24 protein-coding genes are annotated in these 25,037 nt (G+C 70.7%); 15 read left to right on the top strand and 9 right to left on the bottom strand.

The genetic code is table 11. The features are described from left to right. Positions 1-243 precede the first annotated feature (243 nt). The 4 genes from ACWD68_RS00665 (at position 244) to ACWD68_RS00650 (ending at position 3,751) form a co-directional block, all read left to right on the top strand. Complete coding sequence (locus ACWD68_RS00665) at positions 244-897, top strand: response regulator transcription factor (RefSeq protein WP_266763459.1); 654 nt, start codon at positions 244-246, stop codon at positions 895-897. Positions 898-904: 7 nt separating this feature from the next. Then, positions 905-2,134 carry a sensor histidine kinase gene (locus tag ACWD68_RS00660; RefSeq protein ID WP_451804157.1) on the top strand — a complete coding sequence of 410 codons (1,230 nt, stop codon included), beginning with the start codon at positions 905-907 and terminating at the stop codon, positions 2,132-2,134. A 395-nt stretch (positions 2,135-2,529) separates the two neighbouring features. Then, on the top strand, positions 2,530-2,826 hold the full coding sequence (locus ACWD68_RS00655; RefSeq protein ID WP_003997302.1) for a DUF4193 domain-containing protein: 297 nt from the start codon (positions 2,530-2,532) through the stop codon (positions 2,824-2,826). 13 nt (positions 2,827-2,839) lie between these two features. After that, complete coding sequence (locus ACWD68_RS00650; protein ID WP_451804155.1) at positions 2,840-3,751, top strand: hypothetical protein; 912 nt, start codon at positions 2,840-2,842, stop codon at positions 3,749-3,751. A 355-nt stretch (positions 3,752-4,106) separates the two neighbouring features. Here the strand turns inward: ACWD68_RS00650 and ACWD68_RS00645 are convergent, their stop codons facing one another. Next, the gene (locus ACWD68_RS00645; protein WP_451804153.1) at positions 4,107-4,583 is read right to left on the bottom strand and encodes a DUF3093 domain-containing protein; all 477 of its coding nucleotides are present in this window, start codon (positions 4,581-4,583) and stop codon (positions 4,107-4,109) included. A gap of 58 nt (positions 4,584-4,641) precedes the next feature. On the opposite strand from ACWD68_RS00645, the gene ACWD68_RS00640 reads away from it, so the two are divergent. The 8 genes from ACWD68_RS00640 to ACWD68_RS00605 all read left to right on the top strand — a co-directional run bounded on the left by ACWD68_RS00640 (position 4,642) and on the right by ACWD68_RS00605 (position 13,024). Further along, the gene (locus tag ACWD68_RS00640) at positions 4,642-5,226 is read left to right on the top strand and encodes a PaaI family thioesterase (RefSeq protein ID WP_451804151.1); all 585 of its coding nucleotides are present in this window, start codon (positions 4,642-4,644) and stop codon (positions 5,224-5,226) included. Beyond that, positions 5,223-5,762, top strand: coding sequence for a dUTP diphosphatase (dut, locus tag ACWD68_RS00635; protein WP_266763464.1), 540 nt, complete (start codon positions 5,223-5,225; stop codon positions 5,760-5,762). Before ACWD68_RS00640 ends, dut begins: the two co-directional genes overlap by 4 nt. 1 nt (position 5,763) lies before the next feature. Then, positions 5,764-6,522 carry a DUF3710 domain-containing protein gene (locus ACWD68_RS00630; protein ID WP_451804149.1) on the top strand — a complete coding sequence of 253 codons (759 nt, stop codon included), beginning with the start codon at positions 5,764-5,766 and terminating at the stop codon, positions 6,520-6,522. 279 nt (positions 6,523-6,801) lie between these two features. Then, on the top strand, positions 6,802-8,022 hold the full coding sequence (locus ACWD68_RS00625; protein ID WP_451804147.1) for an alginate lyase family protein: 1,221 nt from the start codon (positions 6,802-6,804) through the stop codon (positions 8,020-8,022). A gap of 351 nt (positions 8,023-8,373) precedes the next feature. After that, the gene (locus ACWD68_RS00620) at positions 8,374-10,917 is read left to right on the top strand and encodes a DUF4118 domain-containing protein (protein ID WP_451804145.1); all 2,544 of its coding nucleotides are present in this window, start codon (positions 8,374-8,376) and stop codon (positions 10,915-10,917) included. After that, positions 10,914-11,597 (top strand): response regulator, encoded by a 684-nt coding sequence (locus ACWD68_RS00615; RefSeq protein ID WP_266763469.1) that lies wholly within the window; start codon positions 10,914-10,916, stop codon positions 11,595-11,597. Before ACWD68_RS00620 ends, ACWD68_RS00615 begins: the two co-directional genes overlap by 4 nt. Before the next feature lie 266 nt (positions 11,598-11,863). Continuing rightward, on the top strand, positions 11,864-12,262 hold the full coding sequence (locus tag ACWD68_RS00610) for an OB-fold nucleic acid binding domain-containing protein (RefSeq protein WP_451804143.1): 399 nt from the start codon (positions 11,864-11,866) through the stop codon (positions 12,260-12,262). Between the two features lie 3 nt (positions 12,263-12,265). Next, on the top strand, positions 12,266-13,024 hold the full coding sequence (locus ACWD68_RS00605) for a DUF3159 domain-containing protein (RefSeq protein WP_451804141.1): 759 nt from the start codon (positions 12,266-12,268) through the stop codon (positions 13,022-13,024). Positions 13,025-13,232: 208 nt separating this feature from the next. Here ACWD68_RS00605 and ACWD68_RS00600 read toward each other — a convergent pair whose 3' ends face one another. Together ACWD68_RS00600 and ACWD68_RS00595 are read right to left on the bottom strand one after the other, a co-directional pair. Continuing rightward, complete coding sequence (locus tag ACWD68_RS00600) at positions 13,233-13,910, bottom strand: potassium channel family protein (protein WP_451804139.1); 678 nt, start codon at positions 13,908-13,910, stop codon at positions 13,233-13,235. Further along, entirely contained in the window at positions 13,910-14,581 is a 672-nt protein-coding gene (locus tag ACWD68_RS00595) for a potassium channel family protein (RefSeq protein ID WP_451804137.1), read from the bottom strand. The genes ACWD68_RS00600 and ACWD68_RS00595 overlap by 1 nt, the downstream gene beginning before the upstream one ends. A 424-nt stretch (positions 14,582-15,005) precedes the next feature. On the opposite strand from ACWD68_RS00595, the gene ACWD68_RS00590 reads away from it, so the two are divergent. Together ACWD68_RS00590 and ACWD68_RS00585 are read left to right on the top strand one after the other, a co-directional pair. Then, a complete protein-coding gene (locus ACWD68_RS00590; protein WP_451804135.1) occupies positions 15,006-17,054 on the top strand; it encodes an APC family permease in 2,049 nt (682 codons plus the stop codon). A gap of 85 nt (positions 17,055-17,139) precedes the next feature. After that, a complete protein-coding gene (locus ACWD68_RS00585; protein WP_451804133.1) occupies positions 17,140-18,468 on the top strand; it encodes a class I SAM-dependent RNA methyltransferase in 1,329 nt (442 codons plus the stop codon). A 173-nt stretch (positions 18,469-18,641) separates the two neighbouring features. On the opposite strand, the gene ACWD68_RS00580 is transcribed toward ACWD68_RS00585, so the two are convergent. Further along, the gene (locus ACWD68_RS00580) at positions 18,642-18,803 is read right to left on the bottom strand and encodes a hypothetical protein (protein ID WP_451804131.1); all 162 of its coding nucleotides are present in this window, start codon (positions 18,801-18,803) and stop codon (positions 18,642-18,644) included. A 73-nt stretch (positions 18,804-18,876) separates the two neighbouring features. Here ACWD68_RS00580 and ACWD68_RS00575 point away from each other — a divergent pair, with 73 nt between their 5' ends. After that, positions 18,877-19,563: a phosphatase PAP2 family protein gene (locus tag ACWD68_RS00575; RefSeq protein WP_451804129.1), complete on the top strand. Its 687-nt coding sequence runs from the start codon at positions 18,877-18,879 to the stop codon at positions 19,561-19,563. Positions 19,564-19,570: 7 nt separating this feature from the next. Here the strand turns inward: ACWD68_RS00575 and ACWD68_RS00570 are convergent, their stop codons facing one another. The 5 genes from ACWD68_RS00570 to ACWD68_RS00550 are packed head-to-tail and all read right to left on the bottom strand — an operon-like array spanning position 19,571 to position 25,036. Next, complete coding sequence (locus ACWD68_RS00570) at positions 19,571-20,905, bottom strand: glutamate-1-semialdehyde 2,1-aminomutase (protein WP_451804127.1); 1,335 nt, start codon at positions 20,903-20,905, stop codon at positions 19,571-19,573. 24 nt (positions 20,906-20,929) lie between these two features. Further along, positions 20,930-21,481, bottom strand: coding sequence for a dTDP-4-dehydrorhamnose 3,5-epimerase family protein (locus ACWD68_RS00565; RefSeq protein ID WP_451804125.1), 552 nt, complete (start codon positions 21,479-21,481; stop codon positions 20,930-20,932). Beyond that, positions 21,478-22,785 carry a polysaccharide pyruvyl transferase family protein gene (locus tag ACWD68_RS00560; RefSeq protein WP_451804123.1) on the bottom strand — a complete coding sequence of 436 codons (1,308 nt, stop codon included), beginning with the start codon at positions 22,783-22,785 and terminating at the stop codon, positions 21,478-21,480. Before ACWD68_RS00560 ends, ACWD68_RS00565 begins: the two co-directional genes overlap by 4 nt. Next, positions 22,782-23,729, bottom strand: coding sequence for a glycosyltransferase family 2 protein (locus ACWD68_RS00555; RefSeq protein ID WP_451804121.1), 948 nt, complete (start codon positions 23,727-23,729; stop codon positions 22,782-22,784). Before ACWD68_RS00555 ends, ACWD68_RS00560 begins: the two co-directional genes overlap by 4 nt. Next, entirely contained in the window at positions 23,726-25,036 is a 1,311-nt protein-coding gene (locus ACWD68_RS00550; RefSeq protein ID WP_451804403.1) for a hypothetical protein, read from the bottom strand. Before ACWD68_RS00550 ends, ACWD68_RS00555 begins: the two co-directional genes overlap by 4 nt. Position 25,037 lies beyond the last annotated feature (1 nt).

Genomic DNA, 25,037 nt, shown 5'->3' with positions numbered 1-25,037 from the left:
CCACATGCAGAGCGTGATCGCGGGGTGTAAAGCCGTCCTCCCCCCGCTCTCTTCCGTGGAAACCTCAACCCGGCGAGAAAATCTGGCATTCCCGGTCCCCCGGACGGGCTTACCTGGTGCCTCCCCCGCCTTACAGCCGGTTTATGGCCGAAAAGGGCAGGATGGAGCTCTCATCCGTGACAGACCTGCCCGCGTGGTGCCCTGAAGCGCGCCCCGCCGGTGGACAGAGGAAGGACTAGCGACGTGCGCGTACTCGTCGTCGAGGACGAGCAACTGCTCGCCGATGCGGTGGCCACCGGACTGCGCCGGGAGGCCATGGCCGTCGACGTCGTGTACGACGGCGCCGCCGCACTCGAGCGCATCGGGGTCAACGACTACGACGTGGTCGTCCTCGACCGCGACCTCCCGCTCGTGCACGGCGACGACGTCTGCCGCAAGATCGTCGAGCTCGGCCTGCCCACACGCGTGCTGATGCTGACCGCGTCGGGCGACGTCAGCGACCGTGTCGAGGGCCTGGAGATCGGTGCCGACGACTACCTCCCCAAGCCGTTCGCGTTCAGCGAGCTGACCGCACGCGTGCGTGCCCTCGGACGCCGTACGAGCGTGCCGCTGCCGCCGGTCCTGGAGCGTGCCGGGATCAAGCTCGACCCCAACCGCCGCGAGGTCTTCCGCGACGGCAAGGAGGTCCAGCTGGCCCCCAAGGAGTTCGCCGTCCTGGAGGTGCTGCTGCGCAGCGAGGGCGCCGTCGTCTCCGCCGAGCAGCTCCTGGAGAAGGCCTGGGACGAGAACACGGACCCGTTCACCAACGTCGTGCGCGTGACCGTCATGACACTGCGCCGCAAGCTCGGCGAGCCCGCCGTGATCGTCACCGTGCCCGGCTCCGGCTACAGGATCTGATCCCGTCGTGGCCACCACCCCCGCGCCGCCCACGGCGCCTCCGAAGCCCACCTGGGACCCGCAGCCGGAACCCCCGTTCCCGTGGCTGCGCCCGACCATCCGCATACGCCTCACGCTGCTCTACGGCGGCATGTTCCTGATCGCCGGCATCCTGCTGCTGTCGATCATCTACCTGCTCGCGGCGCAGGCGCTGAACGTCGGCAGCGAACTGCCGTTCAAGATCACCGAGGGCAAGGTCACGAGCACCGTGTGCAACCTGCCCGAAAGTGCCTCGCGCGACGTCTTCAACAGCGCCATGAACGACTGCGTCAACGAGCAGCGGCAACACGCTCTGGACGACCTGCTCAGCCGCTCTCTGCTGGCCCTGCTCGGCCTCGCGATCATCGCCTTCGCGTTCGGCTTCGCCATGGCGGGACGCGTCCTTTCGCCGCTCGGCCACATCACCCGCACCGCGCGCGCAGTGGCCGGCTCCGACCTGTCCCGGCGGATCGAACTGGACGGCCCGGACGACGAGCTGAAGGAGCTCGCGGACACCTTCGACGACATGCTGGAGCGACTGCAGCGGGCCTTCACCGCCCAGCAGCGGTTCGTCGGGAACGCCTCGCACGAACTGCGGACGCCGCTCGCGATCAATCGCACGCTCCTGGAGGTGCACCTCTCGGGACCGGGGGTGCCGACGGAGCTGCAGCAGCTGGGCAAGACGCTGCTGGCCACGAACGAGCGCAGTGAGCAGCTCGTCGAGGGACTGCTGCTGCTCGCCCGCAGCGACAACCAGATCGTCGAGCGCAAACCCGTGGACCTCGCCGAGGTGGCCTCGCAGGCCATCGACCAGGTGCACGCCGAGGCGGAGGCCAAGGGCGTGAAGATCCGCGGGCAGCGGGCTCCGGTGGTCGTCCAGGGCAACGGCGTCCTCCTGGAGCGGATCGCCCTGAACCTCGTCCAGAACGCCGTCCGGTACAACGTGCCGAAGGACGGCTGGGTCGAGGTCACGACCGAGGTGCAGCACGGCCGGGCGGTCCTGGCGGTGTCGAACACGGGACCGGTGGTTCCCGCGTACGAGGTCGACAATCTTTTCGAGCCCTTCCGGCGGCTGCGTACTGAGCGCACGGGCAGTGACAAGGGCGTGGGCCTCGGCCTGTCGATCGCCCGGTCGGTGGCCCGCGCGCACGGGGGTCATATCGTCGCTCAGCCCCGAGAAGGGGGTGGGCTCGTGATGCGCGTCACCCTTCCCATCTGAGACCATGTCGCGGACACGCGACGATGTTCGCTTTGCGCGGAATTTTCTGGTCACCCACTCGAGTGACCCGTGTGTGATCGATCACAAGGGCGATTTTCCGTCTATCCACTCTCCGTGATCATGCAAGCTGTCGGAAAGCCGGGAAAATCCGGGTTTTCAGGGGTCTTGATCACGGGAAGTACACGGTGGGACGCCTTTGAAGTGCGGCCTCAGGACCGTGTACGGTCCGCATCGCCATCCAAGCCGATCACTCTTGAGGAGTCCGGTTGGGTGTCGATTGAGTAACAGACCTTGATGTGAGGCAAAATCTCCGCCTCGGGTCGGGCACAAGTCCGGCCTCTCACGCGTTACGTGCGCTGGAGACACCCGCAGACACCCAGAGGGGGAGAGCGACAATGGCAACGGATTACGACACCCCACGCAAGACCGACGACGACGTCGACTCGGACAGCCTTGAAGAACTGAAGGCTCGCCGGAACGACAAGTCGACGTCGTCCGTCGACGTAGATGAGTTCGAGGCCGCAGAAGGCCTGGAGCTGCCCGGTGCGGACCTCTCGAACGAAGAGCTGGCCGTCCGGGTGCTGCCCAAGCAGCAGGACGAGTTCACTTGCATGAGCTGCTTCCTGGTGCACCACCGCAGCCAGCTGGCCCGCGAGAAGAACGGTCAGCCGATCTGCCGCGACTGCGACTGAGGCAGGGTCGGCCGTGACTGGCTCGGCCTTTCCTTGGAAGCGCCGCCTGCCCTCCGGGGAGGCGGACGAAGGGCCCTACGAGGGCCCTGAAGGCGTGCGTGACGACGAGCGGGGCTCTTCCGAACAGGGATCAGCCTCGCTCGACCGAGCGGGCGTCACAGACGGCCTGACGGCCTCCACGGACACTCCCGCGCCCGCCCCGAGGCGTCGCGCGGCGGTTGTCCGGGACGGGGTCAGGAAGGGCGTCCACAGCGGCGGCGTCCGGGCCAGGGCGGGCCTGGCGTACGTCACCGACCGCATCATCGACATTGCCCCGCGGGTTCCCGTCCGGGACCTCGCCACACTCCGCAAGCAGTTCCCGGGCCTCGACCCCGAGCAGCTCGCGGACAAACTCGTCGCGGGCGCCGCAGCCGCGACGTCCACCGTCGGCGCAGGGATCGGCGCCGCCGCGATGCTGCCGGTGCCGCCCGCCATGCCCACGGAGCTGGCGGCCGAGATCACCGCCGTCGCGGCGATCGAGCTCAAGCTGATCGCCGAACTCCACGAGGTCTACGGCCTGCGCCCGCCGGGCAACCTCAAGCAGCGCAGCACCGCCTATCTGCACTCCTGGTCGGGCGAGCGCGGCATCGACGTGGCCAAGCCCGTGACGATCAACGCCGCGCTCGGCGGCCAGATGAAGCGCGAGCTGCGCCAGCAGATCATGAAGCGAACGGTCCGGGACCTGCCCAACCTGATGCCCTTCATGGTCGGCGCGGCGGTCGGGGCGGTGATGAACCGCCGCGACACCAAACGCGTCGCTGGGCACATCCGCAAGGACCTGCGCAAGATGCAGGTGCCGTGGGACGCGCTCCCGGAGCTCCCGGCGCTCGAGAAGCCGACGGATCCGGTGCGGATCGGGGAGATTCCCAGAGACCTGGGGCACTGAGGCCGTTCGCGCGGCCGGCGCCCGCACCCGGCTGTCCGCACCCGGCTGTCCGGACTCGGCTGCCCGAACTTGCCTGTCCGCGCTCGCGGACCGATGTCTTCGTCGCGCCCGGGTCCCGGCACCACAGGGCTCGGCGAGAACGCCGGAAGGCCCGCCGCGGTGCCTCGGAACGCCCGGGTGCAGGGCCCGCCATCCCGTCCGGCAGGCGAGGCGCCGACGCCCCCGGTCACGGCCCGACGTCCCGCCGTGATGTCGCGCTCGGGTGAGCGGCTTTCACCGAGAGCCCCACGGCCGACCGGGGACGGCCCCTCGGGCCTCGCGTGTGCGCTTTCAGCGTGCCGGCCGGCTGTCCGGGTCAGCTGTCCGAGGGCTGGGCCGAAGCCCGTGCCGCCTCCAGGGCGGCCACCAGGCGCTCCGGCTCCCGCGTCGACAGATACAGGTAGGGCGTCGGGTCCGCCGGGTCCGTCACCTGGACGCGCAGCGCCGTGGGAACGTACGAGCGCAGGAGCATGAAGGCACGGGTGTCGGCCTTGTGCGTGCGCCAGGCGCGCGCCTCCTCCTGGTCCAGGATCTCCGTGTCTCCGAGGGCCGTGACCGGGATCCGGGCGTCGCCCGCGATCAGCGAGTCACCGACCACGCGGATGCGGATCGAGCCGTACGCGCTCGCCGCGACCGCCGCGACCGCGGTGCCGCCGACCAGTGCCCCCAGCGTCGGCAGCGTGCCGAACGGGAGGAAGACCAGAGCCATCGCGAGCCCGACCAGGAAGCTGATCAGCCACCACGACCGGGGTGCGGTGAGGCGTTCTTCGTACGGGGAGGCGGAGAGCTGCATGAAGCCAAGCTTGGCACGGTGCGAAGACTTGGTGGACTCGCGGGTAAGGTCTGCGCCTGTGAGTGGTACTTCCGCAGCTCTGACGCCTCCCGCCGTCGCCGTCGCGCCGGTGCGGCACCCTGACGCGCCCGCCCCCGGAGAGCTCCTCGGAGCGCACTACGAACAGTGTTTCGGGTGCGGTGGGGGGCAGCCCCACGGACTCCATCTGGAGGCCCGCGCGGGTGAGGGCGTCCGGGTCACGGCGGAGTTCACCGTGCGGCCCGTCCATCAGGGTGCCCCCGGTCTCGCGCACGGCGGTGTCCTCGCCACCGCGCTCGACGAGACCCTCGGCTCGCTGAACTGGCTGCTGCGGACGATCGCCGTGACGGGGCGCCTGGAGACCGACTTCCGCCGCCCTGTGCCCGTCGACACCGTGCTGTATCTGGAGGCCGAGGTCACCGCGGTGGCCGGCCGGAAGATCTACTGCACCGCCACCGGGCGGATCGGCGGCCCCGACGGGCCCGTCGCCGTCCACGCCGACGCCCTCTTCGTCGAGGTGAAGGTCGACCACTTCATCGACAACGGCCGCCCGGAAGAGATCCGGGCAGCCATGAGCGACCCGGACCAGATCCGGCGAGCCCGTGCCTTCGAGGTGAACCCGTGACCCGCAATCCCGGGGCCCGTGAGCCCCGTCAAGACGTCGACGTGCTGATCAGGCGCGTCGATCCGGACGTCCCGCTTCCCGAGTACGCGCACCCCGGTGACGCGGGAGCCGATCTGCGCACCACCGAGAGCCGCGAGCTGAAGCCCGGTGAACGGGCCGTGCTGCCGACGGGAGTGTCCATCGCACTGCCCGAGGGGTACGCGGCCTTCGTGCACCCGCGTTCCGGCCTCGCCGCCCGCTGCGGCGTCGCTCTGGTGAATGCCCCGGGGACGGTTGATGCCGGGTACCGTGGGGAGATCAAGGTGATCGTGGTGAATCTCGACCCGCACGAGTCGGTGCGGTTCGAGCGCTTCGACCGGATTGCTCAACTGGTCGTCCAGCAAGTCGAGAAGGTTCGCTTCCACGAGGTCGCGGAGCTTCCCGATTCGGCGCGGGCCGCAGGGGGCTTCGGGTCCACCGGCGGTCATGCCGCCGTGGACAGCACAACGGGTGGGAATCGATACGCTTCGGTCGTATCCGACCGGGAAGGACAGTGACGTGTTCGGACGTCGCAAGAAGGGCAGTGCCGCCGAGGACGCGGCGGGCGAGGCCGAGCAGGTCGTCGACGGCGTCGACACTGAGGCGGACGAGGAGCGCGAGCGCGTGAGGCTCGAACCCGAGCCGCGCCCCGATGGGCCCTGGGACGGCGCCGAGGTCCGTGACCCCGCCGAGGGCCGCGTGGACCTGGGCGGTCTTTTCGTGCCCGGAGTCGACGGCATGGAGCTGCGGGTCGAGGTCGCGGGCGACGCGATCGTCGCGGCGACCGTCGTCCTCAACGACAGCGCCGTGCAGCTCCAGGCCTTCGCCGCTCCCAAGCGCGAGGGCATCTGGGGCGAGGTGCGCGAGGAGATCGCCTCCGGGATCACCCAGCAGGGCGGTGTCATCGACGAGGTCGAGGGCCCGCTGGGCTGGGAACTGCGGGCGCAGGTACCGGTACAGCTGCCGGACGGCACGGGCGGTTTCCAGGTCGTGCGGTTCGTCGGCGTGGACGGTCCCCGCTGGTTCCTGCGCGGAGTGATCTCCGGGCAGGGCGCGGTGCAGCCGCAGGCCGCGGGTCTGCTGGAGCAGATCTTCAGGGACACGGTCGTCGTCCGTGGTGAGGGCCCGATGGCCCCGCGCGACCCGATCGTCCTGAAGCTGCCGAACGACGCGCAGATGGTCCCCGAAAGTGTTCAGCAGGAAGAGCAGGGTGGCTCCCGCTTCTCCGGCGGCATGGGACAGCTGCAGCGCGGACCGGAGATCACCGAGGTCCGCTAGTCAGGCATCGGCCGGTCGGACATCAGGTGGGCCGCACCCCCAGGGGTGCGGCCCTTTCCTGTGTCTGCCCGCGTCTCCTCCAGCGTGCGGTCCGCGTTCTCCGGCGGGCAGGTCCGTGCGGGCGGCACATCCCGGCCAGGTTCTTGTACGTGAACAGCAGCTGAGCAGCGGGTCTTTCTTCAGACCTTGACGGAAGTCTGGTCCATACCTATGGTCACCGGCCAGCGCACGTGTTCAGCATCCCACGCGTAGTTCACATACAAGAACGGATGGCTCTGCATGTCCGACACCCCCACTCGGCATCGCCGCAGACGGCGCCCGGCCCTCCTCGTCACCGTCGCCGCCGCGACCGCAGCGCTCGTGGGCACACTCCTGTCCTGGCCCGGCGCGCACCCGGCCGACGCGGCGCCCGCCACCTTCGTCCACCCCGGAGTCACGGTCTCCAAGGGCCAGTTGGACTTCGCCCGCACCAAGGTCCTGGCCGGCGCCCAGCCCTGGAAGGGCGCCTACGACCAGATGACGGCGAGCAAGTACGCCTCGCTCACGCGCACCCCCACACCCCGCGCGACCGTCGAGTGCGGCTCGTACTCCAACCCCAACTACGGCTGCACGGACGAGCGCGAGGACGCGATGGCCGCGTACACCGACGCACTCGCCTGGTACATCACGCGCGACGAGCGGTACGCGAAGAAGTCGATCGAGCTGATGGACGCCTGGTCGGCGGTGATCAAGGACCACACCAACAGCAACGCGCCCCTGCAGACCGGCTGGGCGGGCTCCTCCTGGCCCAAGGCCGCCGAGATCATCAAGTACACGTACACCGGCACGTGGGCGAACTCCGGCCGCTTCGCGACCATGTTGCGCGACGTGTACCTCCCCGAGATCATCAACGGCTCCAATTCCAACGGGAACTGGGAGCTGTCGATGATGGAGGCCGCGGTCGGCATCTCCGTCTTCCTGGAGGACAGGACGTCGTACGACAAGGCCATGGCGAAGTTCCGGACGCGTACGGCGGCGTACGTCTACCTCTCCACCGACGGCTCCGTGCCGAAGACGGTACCGAGCCAGAACCTCGACACCACCGCGAAGATCGTCAGCTACTGGCAGGGGCAGTCCACCTTCGTCACCGGGCTCACCCAGGAGACCTGCCGCGACTTCACCCACACCGGATACGGCATCTCGGCCATCTCGCACATCGCCGAGACCAGTCGCATCCAGGGGCAGGACCTGTACGGCACCGATGTCGGCGAGCGGCTGCGCCAGGCGCTCGGCTTCCAGTCGAAGTACCAGCTGGGCACGGCGGCGCCGAGCTGGCTGTGCGGCGGCTCGCTGAACCTCGGGCTCGGGCCGGTCACCGAGGTCGGCCACAACGCCCTGCACAATCGCCTGGGCATCGCGATGACCAACGCCCAGACGCTCACCCTGCAGAACCGCCCGGCGGGCAGCAACAACCTGTTCGTGGCGTGGGAGACGCTGACGCACGGCGACAATCCCGCGTGAACCGAAACAGGGGTCCCGTCCGATGAACCATTGAGAGACCGGGCGTCCGGTCGCGATACCGACGCCCGGTCCACGGGGGATCACGGGGGGAACAGAACATGAGCCAGGTCGTCACCGGCACCGGCACCATGGTGCGCGTCGAGAAGTCCATCGTCCGTACGGCACCGGAGCCTCCGCCGTGCACGCGCCGCGCGGGGCCGGGTGAGGGGGCGCGGGGCCGTGCGACGTCGCAGGCGGCATCAGGGTTGCGTCAAAGACGTCCCCCGAGCGGCTCCTCGTCCCTTTCGCCGGGATTCCTGGCCGTAAGGTCGACGCTGCGTACACAGCGGTGACAGGAAGACAATAGGGCTCATGGGACGCGGCAAGCTTCGGATCTACCTCGGTGCGGCACCGGGCGTCGGCAAGACGTACGCGATGCTCTCCGAGGCGCACCGGCGCGTCGAACGCGGGACGGACTGCGTGGTGGCGTTCGTCGAGCACCATCACCGGCCGCGCACCGAGGTGATGCTGCACGGTCTGGAGCAGGTGCCCCGCAGGGAGCTGGAGTACCGGGGCGGCCTCTTCACCGAGATGGACGTCGAGGCCGTGCTGGAGCGCGCCCCGGCCGTAGCCCTGGTGGACGAACTGGCGCACACCAATGTGCCCGGCTCCCGCAACGACAAGCGCTGGCAGGACGTGGAGGAGCTGCTCGCCGCCGGGATCGACGTCGTCTCCACCGTCAATATCCAGCACCTGGAATCACTCGGTCATGTCGTCGAGTCGATAACGGGCGTACGGCAGCGCGAGACCGTGCCGGACGAGGTGGTGCGGCGGGCGGACCAGATCGAGCTGGTCGACATGTCGCCGCCCGCGCTGCGCCGCCGGATGGCGCACGGCAACATCTACAAGTCCGACAAGGTCGACGCGGCCCTGTCCAACTACTTCCGGCCGGGCAATCTCACGGCCCTGCGCGAGCTCGCCCTGCTGTGGGTCGCCGACCGGGTCGACGAATACCTGACCGAGTACCGCAGCGAGCACCGGGTCTCCAAGATCTGGGGCTCCAGGGAGCGGATCGTCGTCGGACTGACGGGAGGCCCGGAGGGGCGGACGCTGATCCGGCGGGCCGCGCGGCTCGCCGAGAAGGGCGCGGGCGGCGAGGTCATGGCCGTCTACATCGCCCGCAGTGACGGGCTCACCTCCGCCTCACCGAAGGAACTGGCCGTCCAGCGCACCCTGGCCGAGGACCTCGGCGGGACCTTCCACCATGTGGTCGGGGACGACATACCCGCCTCCCTCCTGGACTTCGCACGCGGCGTCAACGCCACCCAGATCGTGCTCGGCTCCTCGCGCCGCAAGACCTGGCAGTACATCTTCGGGCCGGGTGTCGGCGCCACGGTCACCCGGGAATCCGGCCCCGACCTGGACGTCCACATCGTCACCCACGAAGAGGTCGCCAAGGGCCGTGGCCTGCCGGTGGCGCGCGGGGCACGGCTCGGGCGTTCCCGGATCATCTGGGGCTGGCTCGTCGGAGTGGGCGGCCCGGTCGTGCTGGCGCTGCTGCTGAACACCATCGATCTCGGCCTCGCCAACGACATGCTGCTGTTCCTGGCGGTGACGGTCGCGGCGGCCCTGCTCGGCGGACTCCTGCCGGCCCTCGCCTCGGCGGCCTTCGGCTCCCTGCTGCTGAACTACTTCTACACACCACCCCTGCACCGGCTGACGATCGCCGATCCGAAGAACATCGTCGCCATCGTGATCTTCGTGGGCGTCGCCGTCTCCGTGGCGTCGGTGGTGGACCTCGCGGCCCGCCGTACCCACCAGGCGGCGCGGCTGCGGGCCGAATCGGAGATCCTCTCCTTCCTGGCGGGCAGCGTGCTGCGCGGCGAGACCAGCCTGGAGGCCCTGCTGGAGCGGGTCCGCGAGACCTTCGCGATGGAGTCCGTCGCGCTGCTGGAGCGGGTGAACGACGTCGAGCCGTGGACCTGCGCGGGCAGCGTCGGACCGGCCCCCTCGGCCCGCCCCGAGGACGCCGACGTCGACATGCCCGTCGGAGACCACATGGCGCTCGCCCTGTCCGGGCGCGTGCTGCCCGCCTCCGACCGCAGGGTGCTGGCCGCCTTCGCCGCGCAGGCCGCGGTGGTCGTGGACCGCCGGCGCCTCCAGCACGAGGCGGACCAGGCCAAGGAACTGGCCGAGGGCAACCGCATACGCACCGCCCTGCTGGCCGCCGTCAGTCACGACCTGCGTACCCCGCTCGCCGGGATCAAGGCGTCCGTGTCGTCCCTGCGCTCCGACGACGTGGCCTGGTCCGAGGAAGACCAGGCCGAGCTCCTGGAAGGCATCGAGGCCGGCGCCGACCGCCTCGACCACCTGGTGGGCAACCTGCTGGACATGTCCCGGCTCCAGACCGGCACCGTCGCCCCGCTGATCCGCGAGATCGACCTTGACGAGGTCGTCCCGATGGCCCTCGGCGGCGTCCCCGAGGACAGCGTGGACCTGGAGATCCCGGAGAGCCTGCCGATGGTCGCCGTCGACGCCGGGCTCCTGGAGCGCGCCGTCGCCAACCTCGTCGAGAACGCCGTCAAGTACAGCCCCCTCGACGAACGGGTCCTGGTCGCCGCGAGCGCCATCGCCGAACGCGTGGAGGTACGTGTCGTGGACCGCGGCCCCGGCGTCCCGGACGTCGCCAAGGACCGTATATTCGCGCCCTTCCAGCGCTACGGGGACGCCCCGCGCGGCACCGGCGTGGGCCTCGGCCTCGCGGTCGCCCGCGGCTTCGCCGAGGCGATGGGCGGCACCCTCAACGCCGAGGACACCCCCGGCGGCGGACTCACCATGGTGCTCACGGTGCGGGCGGTGGACCGCCGGTCCGACCCGGCCGCCCGACCAGCAGTGGCAGAAAGGCAGGCCTCATGACCCGGGTCCTCGTGGTCGACGACGAGCCGCAGATCACCCGAGCCCTCGTGATCAACCTGAAGGCGCGCAAGTACGAGGTGGACGCGGCCCCCGACGGGGCCACCGCGCTCCAGCTCGCCGCGGCCCGCCACCCCGACGTCGTCGTGCTCGACCTCGGCCTGCCCGACATGGACGGCGTCGAGGTGATCAAGGGGCTGCGCGGCTGGACCCGGGTGCCGATCCTGGTGCTGTCCGCCCGGCACTCCTCCGACGAGAAGGTCGAGGCGCTCGACGCGGGCGCCGACGACTACGTCACCAAGCCCTTCGGCATGGACGAACTGCTCGCACGGCTGCGCGCCGCGGTCCGCCGCGCGGAGCCCACCGGGGGCGGCGAGGACGACGTGATCGTGGAAACCGCGGGGTTCACCGTCGATCTGGCGGCGAAGAAGGTGCACCGGGACGGGCGGGACGTCCGCCTCACCCCCACGGAGTGGCATCTGCTGGAGGTCCTGGTCCGCAACACGGGCCGTCTGGTCAGCCAGAAGCAGCTGCTCCAGGAGGTGTGGGGGCCGTCGTACGGGACGGAGACGAACTACCTGCGGGTCTACATGGCTCAGCTGCGCCGCAAGCTGGAGGCGGACCCCTCGCACCCGAAGCACTTCATCACCGAGCCGGGGATGGGCTACCGGTTCGAACGGTGACGCGCGTCATCCGTCCGGGCCGCGGCGCCCGCGCGGTACGGGCGGTCCGGGCGACGCGTGGGGGAGTGGTCCGGGTGACGCGTGCAGAGGGGGCCGAGTGATGCGTGCGGAGGGGGCCGAGTGATGCGTGCGGAGGGAGCAGAGTGACGGCGCGTACACGGGGTTCGAGGGGTGGTGCGACCGCCGGATCGCGGGGGAGCCGTCCCCGGTTCGGGTTGCGGTGCCGCGGGTACGTAGGTGTCAGAGCACCCCGGTACGCTTTCGGTATGAGTGCTGTTCCTCGTTCCGAAAAGCCGGCGGGCCGGTTCCGGCGCATGATGGACCGGCTCTCCTCGTCCCAGGAGGACCTGGAGTCCGAGGAGCTGCGGGAGGACGCCGACACCGCGGGCTGTACCCGTATCGGTGACTGCCACGACCGACAGATCGTCACGGTTACTGGTACCTTGCGCACGGTCACTCTGCGGCCGCGGGCCGGTGTCCCGGCCCTGGAGGCCGAGCTGTTCGACGGCTCGGCCGCCCTGGATGTGGTCTGGCTCGGCCGCCGCTCCATCGTCGGCATCGAGCCCGGGCGCAAGCTGATCGCATCGGGCCGCATCTCGATGAGCCGGGGCCGTAGGGTGTTGTTCAATCCGAAATACGAACTGAGACCGCTCGGACGGGAGTAGCCGGTGACGTCGCTCGACAAGCCGACCGAAGACGCCCAGCAGGATTCGAGGGCGGTGACCGAGGCCGCACTCTTTGAGGCCTTCGGCGGCGTGCGCGGCATGGTCGAGACCGTGATGCCCGGCCTGCTCTTCGTCACCATCTTCACGATCAACAAGGACCTGCACTGGGCGGCGATCGCCGCCCTCGCCGTCTCCCTGCTGCTCGTCGTGGTCCGCCTGGTGCGGCGCGACACCGTGAAGCACGCCTTCAGCGGTGTCTTCGGCGTCGCCTTCGGCGTGGTCTTCGCGATGATGACGGGCAACGCGAAGGACTTCTACCTGCCGGGCATGCTCTACACGCTCGGCCTCGCCGTCGCCTACATCGTCACGACTCTCGCGGGCGTCCCGCTGATCGGCCTGATCCTCGGTCCGGTCTTCAAGGAGAACCTCTCCTGGCGCACCCGCAACCCCGGGCGGAAGAAGGCGTACGCCAAGGCCAGTTGGGCCTGGGGCCTGATCCTTCTCGCCAAGTGCGCGGTGCTCTTCCCGCTGTACTGGTGGGCCGACACCACCCAGTTCGGCTGGGTCCTGATCGCTCTCAAGATCCCGCCGTTCCTGCTCGCCGTCTGGCTCACCTGGGTCTTCCTGGCCAAGGCGCCGCCGCCCATCGACGTGTTCGCCGAGATGGAGGCCGAGGAGCAGGCGGAGAAGGAGCGCAAGGCCGCCCTCGCGAACGAGCGCGGCGAGACCCCGGCCCCGGCCAGGCACCGCCGCGAGGCGTAAGGGCTTCGGCCGGACGGCACGAAGGGGCGCGGGCTCCGCTCCGCGCCCGACGTGATCCGCCCCGCGGACGAGGCCGCTTTCCGCGGACGGCGGCGCGGCCCGCGCAGGGCGCCGTGACCGGCGTACGACGCCGTGACCCGCCTACGACGAAGGGGGCGCCCGGAGAATTCTCCGGGCGCCCCCTTCGCCGTACCGCCGATGGGACCGGCTAGCTCGTCGTGTCCTCGCGGCGCACCGACAGCAGGTCCTCCAGCTGCTCCTCACGGGCCTGGGCGGCCACGAAGAGGAGCTCGTCGCCCGCCTCCAGGGAATCCTCCCGGGAGGGCGTGAGGACGCGGGTGCCGCGGATGATCGTCACCAGCGAGGTGTCCTCCGGCCACTCGACGTCGCCGACGGTCGTGCCGGCCAGGGCGGACTCCGGCGGCAGGGTCAGCTCGACGAGGTTGGCGTCGCCGTGGCTGAAGCGGAGCAGCCGCACCAGGTCGCCGACGCTGACGGCCTCCTCGACGAGGGCCGACATCAGACGCGGGGTGGAGACGGCGACGTCCACGCCCCAGGACTCGTTGAAGAGCCACTCGTTCTTGGGGTTGTTGACGCGGGCGACGACCCGCGGGACCCCGTACTCGGTCTTCGCGAGCAGGGAGACGACGAGGTTGACCTTGTCGTCTCCCGTGGCCGCGATGACCACGTTGCAGCGCTGCAGCGCGGCCTCGTCCAGGGAGGTGATCTCGCAGGCGTCGGCGAGCAGCCACTCCGCCTGCGGGACGCGCTCGACCGAGATGGCGGTCGGCGCCTTGTCGATCAGCAGGATCTCGTGGCCGTTCTCCAGCAGTTCGCCCGCGATCGAGCGGCCCACGGCACCGGCACCGGCAATGGCGACCCTCATCAGTGACCGGCCTCCTCTTCAGGTCCCTTGGCGAACGACGCCTCGACCTTGTCCACCTCGTCGGTGCGCATCATCACGTGCACCAGGTCGCCCTCCTGCAGCACCGTCTGGGAGGTGGGCAGAACCGCCTCACCCAGCCGGGTGAGGAAGGCCACGCGCACGCCCGTCTCGTCCTGGAGGCGGCTGATCTTGTGGCCCACCCAGGCGGCGGAGGCGTGCACCTCGGCGAGCTGCACACCGCCCGTGGGGTCGCGCCACAGCGGCTCGGCGCCCGAGGGCAACAGCCGGCGGAGCATCTGGTCGGCCGTCCAGCGGACGGTGGCGACGGTCGGAATACCCAGGCGCTGGTAGACCTCGGCGCGGCGCGGGTCGTAGATGCGCGCCGCGACGTTCTCGACGCCGAACATCTCGCGGGCCACCCGGGCGGCGATGATGTTCGAGTTGTCACCGCTGGAGACCGCCGCGAACGCGCCCGCCTCCTCGATGCCCGCCTCGCGCAGGGTGTCCTGGTCGAAGCCGACTCCGGTGACACGACGGCCGCCGAACCCGGAGCCCAGCCGACGGAAGGCGGTGGGGTCCCGGTCGATCACAGCGACCGTGTGCCCCTGTTGCTCCAAGTTCTGGGCTAGAGCGGAACCCACTCTTCCGCAGCCCATGATGACGATGTGCACGACCGTCCTTCCGCATATGAATGGTTATGGCTCAGGCTAAACAGGGTCTCAGACCGCCGCCCAAGCTACACACGCGCGGTCACCCAGGGGCACCCCTGTGCACGTTCGCCTGCGGTTTTTCGTGGAACGTCCGGGGAGCGGCGATGAACGGAGGGTTCAACGCCGTGTGATGCTGCGGACACTCGCAAGCGTCAGGATTCCGAGGCCGACAAGTCCGACGGTGGCGCCGATGAGCTCCGCGGACAGGTGCATGGGTCCTCCAGGGCGGTCGGGGGCGGGGGTTTTGTCATATAGACACGTGGACCTCCGGGACCACGGAATCCGCAGCCGGAGCCCGTCCCGTTTTCACCCGGAGAGCAGATGACGGCCCTAAGCGGGACGGCGGGTGGGCGATTGCCAGTTCGAACCCCTACGATTCCCTGTTGTGTCCAAACTGACCGACGTGCCCAAGCGGATTCTGATCGGGCGCGCACTGCGCAGTGACCGGTTGGGCGAAACGCTCCTGCCGAAGCGCATCGCCCTCCCCGTCTTCGCATCCGACCCGCTCTCCTCCGTGGCGTACGCGCCCGGAGAAGTTCTGCTGGTCCTTTCCATCGCGGGTGTGTCGGCCTACCACTTCAGCCCCTGGATCGCGCTCGCGGTCGTCGTGCTGATGTTCACGGTGGTCGCTTCCTACCGCCAGAACGTGCACGCGTACCCGAGTGGTGGCGGCGACTACGAGGTGGCCAACACCAATCTCGGTCCGCGGGCCGGCCTCACCGTCGCCAGCGCGCTGCTCGTCGACTACGTCCTCACCGTCGCCGTCTCCATCGCCTCCGGCATCGAGAACCTCGGCTCGGCGGTTCCCTTCGTGGTGGAGCACAAGGTGGCCTGCGCCGTCGCCGTCATCGTGCTGCTCACGCTGATGAACCTGCGCGGGGTCAAGGAGTCCGGAAAGCTCTTCGCGATCCCGACCTACGTCTTCGTCACGGGCGTCTTCATCATGATCGCCTGGGGTGCCTTCCGCGGACTCGTGCTCGGCGACACCATGCTGGCGCCCACCGCCGGCTACCACATCAAGGCCGAGCACCAGGGGCTCGCGGGCTTCGCCCTCGTCTTCCTGCTGCTGCGCGCCTTCTCGTCCGGCTGTGCGGCGCTCACCGGCGTCGAGGCGATCTCCAACGGAGTCCCCGCCTTCCGCAAGCCGAAGTCGAAGAACGCCGCGACCACGCTCGCGGCGATGGGCCTGCTCGCCGTCACCATGTTCTGCGGCATCATCGCCCTGGCCATGACCACCAAGGTGCGCATGGCGGAGAACCCCGCCACGGACCTGATCCACAACGGCATGGCGGTCGGTTCCGACTACGTCCAGAACCCCGTGATCTCCCAGGTCGCCGAGGCCGTGTTCGGCAAGGACAGCTTCCTGTTCATCGTGCTGGCCGCCGCCACCGCGCTCGTCCTGTTCCTGGCCGCGAACACCGCGTACAACGGCTTCCCGCTGCTCGGTTCGATCCTCGCCCAGGACCGCTACCTGCCGCGCCAGCTGCACACCCGCGGCGACCGCCTGGCCTTCTCGAACGGCATCGTGCTCCTGGCCGGCGCGGCGAGCATGCTCGTCATCATCTACGGGGCCGACTCGACACGCCTGATCCAGCTCTACATCGTCGGCGTCTTCGTCTCCTTCACGCTCAGCCAGATCGGCATGGTCCGCCACTGGAACCGCCACCTGGCCACCGAGACCGACCAGGCCAAGCGGCGCCACATGGTCCGCTCCCGGGCGATCAACGCCTTCGGCGCCTTCTTCACCGGACTGGTCCTGGTCGTCGTCCTCGTCACCAAGTTCACGCACGGCGCCTGGGTCGCCCTGCTCGGCATGGTGATCTTCTACGCGACCATGACCGCGATCCGTAAGCACTACGACCGGGTCTCCGAGGAACTGGCCGCCCCCGAGGGACCGTCCGACGACAGTGTCCGCCCCTCCCGCGTCCACTCCGTCGTGCTGGTCTCCAAGATCCACCGCCCGGCGCTGCGAGCCCTCGCCTACGCCAAGCTGCTGCGCTCCGACACCCTCGAGGCGCTCAGCGTCAACGTCGACCCCGCCGAGACCAAGACCCTGCGCGACGAATGGGAGCGGCGCGGCATCGACGTACCGCTGAAGGTCCTCGACTCGCCCTACCGCGAGATCACCCGTCCGGTCATCGAGTACGTGAAGGGCCTGCGCAAGGAGTCGCCGCGCGACGCGGTGTCCGTGATCATCCCCGAGTATGTGGTCGGTCACTGGTACGAGCACCTGTTGCACAACCAGAGCGCCCTGCGACTCAAGGGCCGGCTGCTCTTCACGCCCGGCGTCATGGTGACCTCCGTGCCCTACCAGCTGGAGTCCTCCGAGGCCGCGAAGCTGCGTGCCCGCAAGCGGCAGGACTGGAACGCGCCGGGTGCGGTGCGCCGCGGACCGGCCCACGAGCGGCCGAAGGACCCCGGCTCCAAGAATTGACGGGAGAGGGAAGCCCACCGGAAGCACGTAGACTGGTGGGCTGTTGTCCGGCCGTTTCCCCCTTCTCATCTGGAGTCACCCCACCATGCAGGCAGAACCGAAGAAGTCGCTGGTGGGGGACGAGTACGAGGTCGAGATCGGCCCCGTGGCGCACGGCGGGCACTGCATCGCCCGGACGGACGAGGGCCAGGTCCTCTTCGTCCGGCACGCGCTGCCCGGTGAGCGCGTCGTCGCCCGGGTGACCGAGGGCGAGGAAGGGGCGCGGTTCCTGCGCGCCGACGCCGTGCGGATCATCGACGCGTCCAAGGACCGTGTCGAGGCGCCCTGTCCGTACGCGGGCCCCGGCCGCTGCGGCGGCTGCGACTGGCAGCACGCCAAGCCCGGCGCGCAGCGCCGCCTCAAGGGCGAGGTCATCGCCGAGCAGCTGCAGCGCCTCGCGGGCCTCACACCCGAGGAGGCGGGCTGGGACGGCACGGTGATGCCCGCCGAGGGCGACAAGCTGCCCGCGGGCGAGGTCCCGGCCTGGCGCACGCGCGTGCAGTACGCGGTCGACCCGGACGGCAACGCCGGACTGCGCCGCCACCGCTCGCACGAGGTCGAGCCCGTCGAGCGCTGCATGATCGCCGCCGAGGGCATCACCGAACTCGGCATCGAGGAGCGCGACTGGTCCGGCATGGCGGCCGTCGAGGCGATCGCCGCGACGGGCTCCCAGGACCGCATGGTGATCCTCGAACCCCACCCCGGCGCCCGCCTCCCCCTCGTCGAACTCGACAAGCCGGTCTCCGTGATGCGCGTCGAGGAGAAGGACGGCGGCATCCACCGCGTCCACGGCCGCGCGTTCGTGCGCGAGCGCGCCGACGGCCGCACCTACCGGGTCGGCAGCGGCGGCTTCTGGCAGGTCCACCCGAAGGCCGCCGACACCCTCGTCAAGGCGGTCATGCAGGGCCTGCTGCCGCGCAAGGGCGACATGGCCCTCGACCTGTACTGCGGTGTCGGCCTCTTCGCGGGAGCCCTCGCGGACCGGCTCGGCGACCAGGGCGCGGTCCTCGGCATCGAGTCCGGCAAGCGCGCGGTGGAGGACGCCCGGCACAACCTCGCCGCGTTCGACCGCGTCCGCATCGAACAGGGCAAGGTCGAGACGGACCTGCCGCGCACCGGCATCACCGAGGTCGACCTCATCGTCCTGGACCCGCCCCGCGCGGGCGCAGGCAAGAAGACGGTCGAACACCTCGCGTCGCTGGGCGCCCGAAAGATCGCGTACGTGGCCTGCGACCCGGCGGCGCTGGCCCGGGACATCGCGTACTTCCGCGACGGCGGCTACAAGGTGCGGACGCTCCGCGCGTTCGATCTTTTCCCGATGACGCACCACGTGGAGTGCGTGGCGATTCTGGAGCCGGTGAAGAAGGAAGGCTGACCTGCGGCCTCCCGGGAAGGGGCCTGGGATGTGCGCCGGGCCCGAGTCGAGGACCGCAGGAGGGTGTCATCCACGACGCGTCACGATCGCGGGTTCGGTGACGCTCCGTGGTTCCGGCACGGAACCGTCATCCGCGGACTTTCCGACAGCGGCCTGCCGCAACGCATTGTTGGCTAGGGTGACGAGCGGAGACTGATTCCGCCGCCCTTGACCAGGGTGACGGACAGGCCGGCGAGTTCGGGGCCGCACAGGCCGATGGCTTCCGCGCGGGCCGAGTCGGACACGACGGGGGGCTCGTTGGTGGGGAGTTGGGGCGGGCAGAAGCCGAAGGCCACGTCGACCAGCGTTCCGGAACAGCATCCACCGATCACGGCGGAGCACAGCGGGACGACCGGACGCGGTGGGCGTGTGACCGGCCGGCGGGCGCCCGCGGTGCTGCCTGCGTCGCTGCGCGTGTGGCTCGGGCCGGTTGCGGTCCTCGCCGGGCTGGTGGTCGTCGTGCTCGGGGTCCTGTACGCCGGCCAGAGCGAGCCCGGCACGGTGGACAGGTGGATCGTCCAGCCGACGGCGGACAGCGTGCGGCCGCCGTGGCGGCACATCGCTCTGGCCGTCGACTTCCTGGGGGAGCCCGGGGGAGCGGCGACACTGGTCGTGGTCGCCGTGACGAGCTGCCTGCTGCTCCGGCGCCCTCGCGCGGCGGCGCTCGTCGTCGCCGGTGTCGGCACGGCCGTGGGGACGGCGACGCTGCTCAAGCACCTGGTGGGACGCACCATCCACGGTGACGGCAACCTTTCCTACCCGAGCGGGCACACCGCCTTCGCCACCGCGCTCGCCCTCGTGGTGGCCCTGCCCGCGACCGGCCGGCTCGGCCTCGGCAGGACGGCCGGCACGCTGCTCGTGCTCGCCGCGGCGCTGGTCGCCGGCACCGCCATGGGGTGGGCGCAGGTCGCCCTGGGCGCGCACTACCCGACCGACGTCCTCGGCGGCTGGTGCACCGCGCTGGCCGTGACACCCGCGACCGCGTGGCTGGTCAACCGGACGGCTGACCGCCTGGTCGACCGGACCGCCGACGCCGGTCGGTGGGAGCGTCGCTGACGTCCCGTCACGCCAAGCGGCGGAAGACGGGCTTCACAGGCCGTCCGGCCAGCCAGGGGGTGGGGTCGGCGGCGTCCAGTGCCTTCCGGTACACGGCGCACGCCTGGGCCACCACGTCGACGGTGTGATCGATGTCGGCGTCGTCGAGCGCGCTGCTCACCACGAAGGACGGGGCCAGCACCCCGCCCGCGAGGAGCCGGCGCAGGAACAGGGTGCGGTACTGCTGCGACGGCTGCAGGTTCTCGTCGAGGGTGGCGAAGACCAGGTTGCTGGCCCGGCCCCGGACGACGACGTGGTCGCCGACGCCCATGGCGGCCGCGGCGTCGCGGACACCGGCGGCCAGCCGCTCGCCGAGGGTGTGCAGCCGCGCGGTGACGCCCTCTTCGACGTAGGTGGTCTGCACGGCCATCGCGGCTGCCAGGGAGTGGGTTTCCGCACCGTGCGTGGTGGACAGCAGGAACACCCGGTCGCCGGAGTGACGCAGCCCGCCCAGCTCCATCAGATCGCGGCGCCCGGCCAGCGCGGAGACGGCGAATCCGTTGCCCAGCGCCTTGCCGAACGTGGAGAGGTCGGGGACGACGCCGTACAGGCCCTGGGCGCCCGCCTCGGACCAGCGGAAGCCGGTGATCATCTCATCGAAGATCAGTACGCAGCCGTGCCGGTCGGCCAGCTCGCGCAGGCCGGCGAGGTACCCGGGCGGAGGCTCGGTGTGGGCGGCGGGTTCGAGGATCAGGCAGGCGACCTCGTCCTGGTACCGGGTGAGCAGCTCCTCCGTGGCGGTCAGGTCCCCGTAAGGGAACGTCACGGTGAGCTCGTTGGTCGCCGCCGGGACGCCGGCGGACATCGGCGTGGTGCCGATGAACCAGTCATCGACGGAGAAGAACGGATGGTCGGCGCAGATGGCCACCCGCGGGCGCCCGGTGGCGGCGCGGGCGAGGCGCACCGCGGCGGTGGTGGCGTCGGAGCCGTTCTTCGCGAACTTCACCATCTCGGCGGTCGGCACCGTGGCCAGGAAGCGTTCCGCTGCTTCGACCTCCACGATGGACGGCCGGACGAAGTTGCTGCCGCGGTCGAGTTCCCGCCGCACCGCCTCGATCACGCGCGGGTGGGCGTGGCCGAGGCTGACCGACCGCAGTCCGGACCCGTACTCGATGTAGCGGTTGCCGTCGATGTCCCACACGTGGGCACCGCTGCCGTGGCTGATGACCGGGGCCAGGTTCTCGGGGTACTGGTCGTCGCCCTTGGCGTAGGTGTGCGTGCCTCCGGGGATCATGGCGTGCAGCCGCTCGTTCGCCGTCCGCGACCGGGGCAGGAGGAACTCTTCGGTGGCTTCGGTGTCCACGCCGACCTCAACTCTCTTCTTGCTTCAGATCTCTTCTTGCTTCAGGACTTCGGCGAGGCTCGGCGCCTCCCGGTCCCGCTGGGACATCGATGTGACCGGCAGCGGCCAGGGAATGGCGAGCTCCGGGTCGTCGAAGGCGATCGTCACGTCCTCGGCCGGATCGTGCGGGCGGTCGATCCGGTACGAGGTGTCGGTGGTCTCGGTCAGCGCCTGGAAGCCGTGGGCGCACCCCGCCGGGATGTACAGGGTCACCTGCGTCTCGCCGGACAGCTCGAAGAAGGCCCGGTTGCGGTAGGTCGGCGAGTCGGGCCGCAGATCCACGACGACGTCGAAGATCCTTCCGTACGAGCACCGCACCAGCTTGGCCTCGCCCGCGCCGGAGCGCAGGTGCAGGCCGCGCAGCACGCCCCGGACCGAGCGGGACAGGCTGTCCTGGATGAAGGCGTCCGGATCGAGGCCCACCGAGCGGACCACGTCGGCGTCGAAGGTCCGGCAGAAGAAGCCGCGTTCGTCGGCGTACGGCGTCGGCTCGAAGAGGTACGCGCCGGTGATCTCCGGGACTTCGGTCGCCTTCATGGAGCCTTCCGCGAGGTGTGGGCGTGGTCGGCCGCCGGGAACAGGGCCGCGGTCAAGGAGTTGAACTGGTGCTCGAGCCGCCGGGCGGCGGCCAGGTTCCGCTCGGCGAGGGTCTGCCGCAGCTCGGCCGAACGCTTCTCCAGCGCGCGGAACTGCTCGAGCAGCCGGTCGGCGTCGACCTCGCGCGCCGGGTGGCAGTACGCGCCGAGGCCCATCTCCGCCATGAGCGCGTCGCTCTTCGCCGCGTAGCAGAGAGCGAGCACCGGCGTACCGGTCTTCAGCGCGCAGATCAGGTTGTGGTACCGGATCGCCACCACGGTGTCGGCAGCCGTCATCTCCTTCATCAGATCGGCGAGTGACGACGGCTCGGCAGCGGTGACCAGCGGCGAGTCCACCGCGTCGAGGATCGCGGCGACCACCGACGCGTCGCACTCGTCTCCGGTGAGCAGCCGGACAGCCCTGCCCTCCTCGGTCAACGTGCGGACGAACCGGACCGTCCCGTCGAGGTAGCGCCCGTAGATCTCATCGGCCCGGGCGCGATCGTCGTTGCCGCCGTGGAAGTCCATGACGCCGACGCAGACCGGGCCCTGCGGCGCCGACGGGTCCGGGGGCGCGCTGGGGGTACCTCCCTGCTCTGGGGGCCCCTCCCGGCCGAAGGCCGGGGGAGAAGCCGAGAGCTCGGGGGACCGCGGCGTCGGCAGGGCGAACGCGAGGTCCGGGTAGACCTCGTCGCGCGCGGTGTCCACGCCCATCGCCCGCATCGCGTCGCGAGACTGCGCGTCCCGGTACGACCGATAGGAGGCCAGCCGCGCCGACCAGCGCACCAGGGCGCGGGTCGGCCGGTTGCCGATCGTCGCGGCGCCGACGCTGACCAGCGCCACCCGGGTGCGCAGCAGCCGGCCACTCGCGCAGAGCAGGAACAGCGAGTACGGGAAGCCCCACGGCCGCAGCGGCAGTGTCGCCTCAAGGACGCCCATGCCCGGCACGATCACCACGTCGTGCCGGCGCACCCAGGCAGCGGTGCGGAAGACGTCGACGAGTTTGCCCAGACCCTTCCCCGCGATCGCGCCCGCACGCGACGCCGTCCGGTACTCCCCGCCGTACCAGTGCAGCCGCGTCGCGGGGATCCCGAACCGGGTCGTCACGGCCTCGGGTCCGCCGCACAGCGCGTCCACGACCGCCTCCGGGTGTTCGGCGCCGAGGTACCCGAGCACGGCTTCGAGCGATCCGTCGTTGCCGAGGTTGCCGGAGCCGAGCAGGCCGAACACCCCGACGCGCACCGGAGTCCCGTTCGCGGGTGTCATGCCTGCCTCCCCTCACGGCCGGCGACGAGGGCGTCGACGGAGACGGTGAGCCGGCCCGGGTCGACCGGGGCGCGGTCCTCGACCCGCTCGCCGACGCCCGGCCTGACCCGGCTGGTCATCCACGCGGCCAGGTGGCGGTAGCACGCGCGCCGGTCGGCCCGGGACAACGGCGCCCGCCGGATCGCCGAGACGAAGCCCCAGACGTACTCGGCGAGCAGCCGGGGCGTCGGGTGCAGCGGGCCGGCCCGGCGCGGGTCCAGGTTGACGCACCGGGCGCGCTTGGACGGGTTCGCCCGCTCGGCGCGGGTGGGGTGGTCGCGGCGGAAGTACAGCAGCTCCGGCACCTGGTGGAAGGACCCGTGCAGGGTGATCTCGGCGACGTACGTGCGGTCCGCGTGGTGATAGCTGTCCATCGGTTTCACCCGGCGCAGCACGTCGGTCCGCATCACCCCGTAGAAGTCGTCGCCACCCGGCTCGAACAACAGACTGCGGAAGCGATCCGGCGCGTACGGGGACTCGGTGGCGAGCGTGTAGTCGTAGGGGACCTTCACCCGGCCTTCGCCGTCGATGACCGCCTGGCCGGTGTGCGCGAGGATCACGTCCGGCCGCTCGTCCAGTGCCTCCACGCAGCGCCGCAGCAGGTCCCGGCCGTACAGGTCGTCGTGCGAGGCCCACTTGAACAGCTCGCCGCGGGCCTCGGCCAGCACATGGTTGTGGTTCGGCGTGGCGCCGATGTTCCGGGGCAGCCGGAGGTAGCGGATGCGCGAGTCCCGCGCGGCGTACTTGCGGCAGATCTCCTGGGTCCCGTCGGTCGAGGCGTTGTCGGAGATGACCAGCTCGAAGTCCTCGTAGGTCTGGCCGAGCAGGGCGTCGAGCGACTCGGCCAGGTACTCCTCGCCGTTGTACACGGGCAGGCCGATGCTCAGCCTGGGTCGGTCGGTCATGAGGTCCTCACTTCGGGGATGGGATCGCGGTGGCGCTCGCGCAGGGCGGACCGCAGTTGCAGCCACCACACGGCCGAGCCGCTGACGGTCGCGGCGGCGACGCCCCAGGCCGAGCCGACCGTGCCGGCGGTGACCGCCCCGCCGAGGCCGCCGCCGACATAGCAGGCGGAGGCGAACAGCTGGCAGCGCAGGCTGCGCCGGGCCGCGCCGAGCGCGCGCAGCCCGGCCGCCGCGCCGGTGCCGAGGCCCGCGCCCGCGACGCCGAGGGTGATCGGCACGATGAGCTCCGAGGCGGAATGCCAGACGCCGCCGAGCACCAGCTCGCCGAACCGGCCGGGCATCAGCAGCAGCGCCGCGCCCCAGAGCAGCGCTCCGGCGGCCTGCCCCCCGCCAAGGAGGAGGCAGAACCTGCCCAGTTGATGCGGGGCCTGCCGCAGCACCCGTGCCGCCTCCGGGACGGTGACCAGCGAAAGCCCCATGAGCACCGCCAGGAACGGGCCGAGCAGGAGCTCGGCGCCCCGCACCGCACCCACCGCGCCGACCCCGACGATCGCGCCGAGCCCGTACGCCCGCAGCTGGCTCGCGCCACTGAGGCTGACGTTCTCGGCCAGGTAGCGGTAGCCCAGATCGCGCTGCTCGCGCAGCCACCCGCGTGCCTCGGTCATCCGGGGCCGGATGCCGGACTGGATGTAGCCGTAGCCCGCCGCCACCGTGGCGGACGCGCCCCAGGCGAGCACGAAGGCGGCCACGCTGCCCGCACGGGCCGCCACCACCAGGGCCGGGACGAGTGCGACACCCCACACGACGTCGTTGACGAACGCCTTCCTCCCGGTACCGGCGGCGAAGAACGAGAACCGCCAGGCGTCCTGGAGCAGCAGTCCCGGCAACATGACACCAAGGGCGGCGAACGCGGGCCCCACGCGGCCGCCGAGGCCGAGCCCGGCCACCAGACAGGCCGCGCCGATGGCCGTGCCGACGCCGAGCGCGGTACCCGTCGACCGGGCCACCGCCCCGCGCCAGGACGTGTCCGGCACGCCGCTGAAGCGCACCACGAGCGGATCGGTGGCCAGCCCGCGGGAGACGTTGAGCACCACGCCGTACGTCACCCAGGCGAGGCTGAACACGCCGAACGCGGTCACCCCCAGCGAGCGGGCCACGTAGATACCCACCGCGAAGTTGCTCACGCTGGAGGCCGCCTGGTCGGCCAGTCCCCAGGACAGCCGACCGACGAGGGCTCGCTTGGCGGTCTGCCGGGCATGTCCGGCCGGTTCCGCCGATGCCGTCGTCTTCTCCCCCTCGGTGGCCATC

It is taken from the genome of Streptomyces sp. NPDC005141, from assembly GCF_053599975.1.
The sequence above is the reverse complement of the archived record's forward strand: the minus strand, read 5'-3'. Positions and strand labels throughout refer to the sequence as shown.

Coding starts and splice junctions, on each gene's coding strand:
- ACWD68_RS00655 (WP_003997302.1), top strand. CDS start 2,530: ATGGCAACGGATTACGACACCCCACGCAAGACCGACGACGACGTCGAC.
- ACWD68_RS00645 (WP_451804153.1), bottom strand. CDS start 4,583: ATGCAGCTCTCCGCCTCCCCGTACGAAGAACGCCTCACCGCACCCCGG.
- ACWD68_RS00625 (WP_451804147.1), top strand. CDS start 6,802: ATGTCCGACACCCCCACTCGGCATCGCCGCAGACGGCGCCCGGCCCTC.
- ACWD68_RS00620 (WP_451804145.1), top strand. CDS start 8,374: ATGGGACGCGGCAAGCTTCGGATCTACCTCGGTGCGGCACCGGGCGTC.
- ACWD68_RS00615 (WP_266763469.1), top strand. CDS start 10,914: ATGACCCGGGTCCTCGTGGTCGACGACGAGCCGCAGATCACCCGAGCC.
- ACWD68_RS00610 (WP_451804143.1), top strand. CDS start 11,864: ATGAGTGCTGTTCCTCGTTCCGAAAAGCCGGCGGGCCGGTTCCGGCGC.
- ACWD68_RS00600 (WP_451804139.1), bottom strand. CDS start 13,910: ATGAGGGTCGCCATTGCCGGTGCCGGTGCCGTGGGCCGCTCGATCGCG.
- ACWD68_RS00585 (WP_451804133.1), top strand. CDS start 17,140: ATGCAGGCAGAACCGAAGAAGTCGCTGGTGGGGGACGAGTACGAGGTC.
- ACWD68_RS00565 (WP_451804125.1), bottom strand. CDS start 21,481: ATGAAGGCGACCGAAGTCCCGGAGATCACCGGCGCGTACCTCTTCGAG.
- ACWD68_RS00560 (WP_451804123.1), bottom strand. CDS start 22,785: ATGACACCCGCGAACGGGACTCCGGTGCGCGTCGGGGTGTTCGGCCTG.
- ACWD68_RS00555 (WP_451804121.1), bottom strand. CDS start 23,729: ATGACCGACCGACCCAGGCTGAGCATCGGCCTGCCCGTGTACAACGGC.
- ACWD68_RS00550 (WP_451804403.1), bottom strand. CDS start 25,036: ATGGCCACCGAGGGGGAGAAGACGACGGCATCGGCGGAACCGGCCGGA.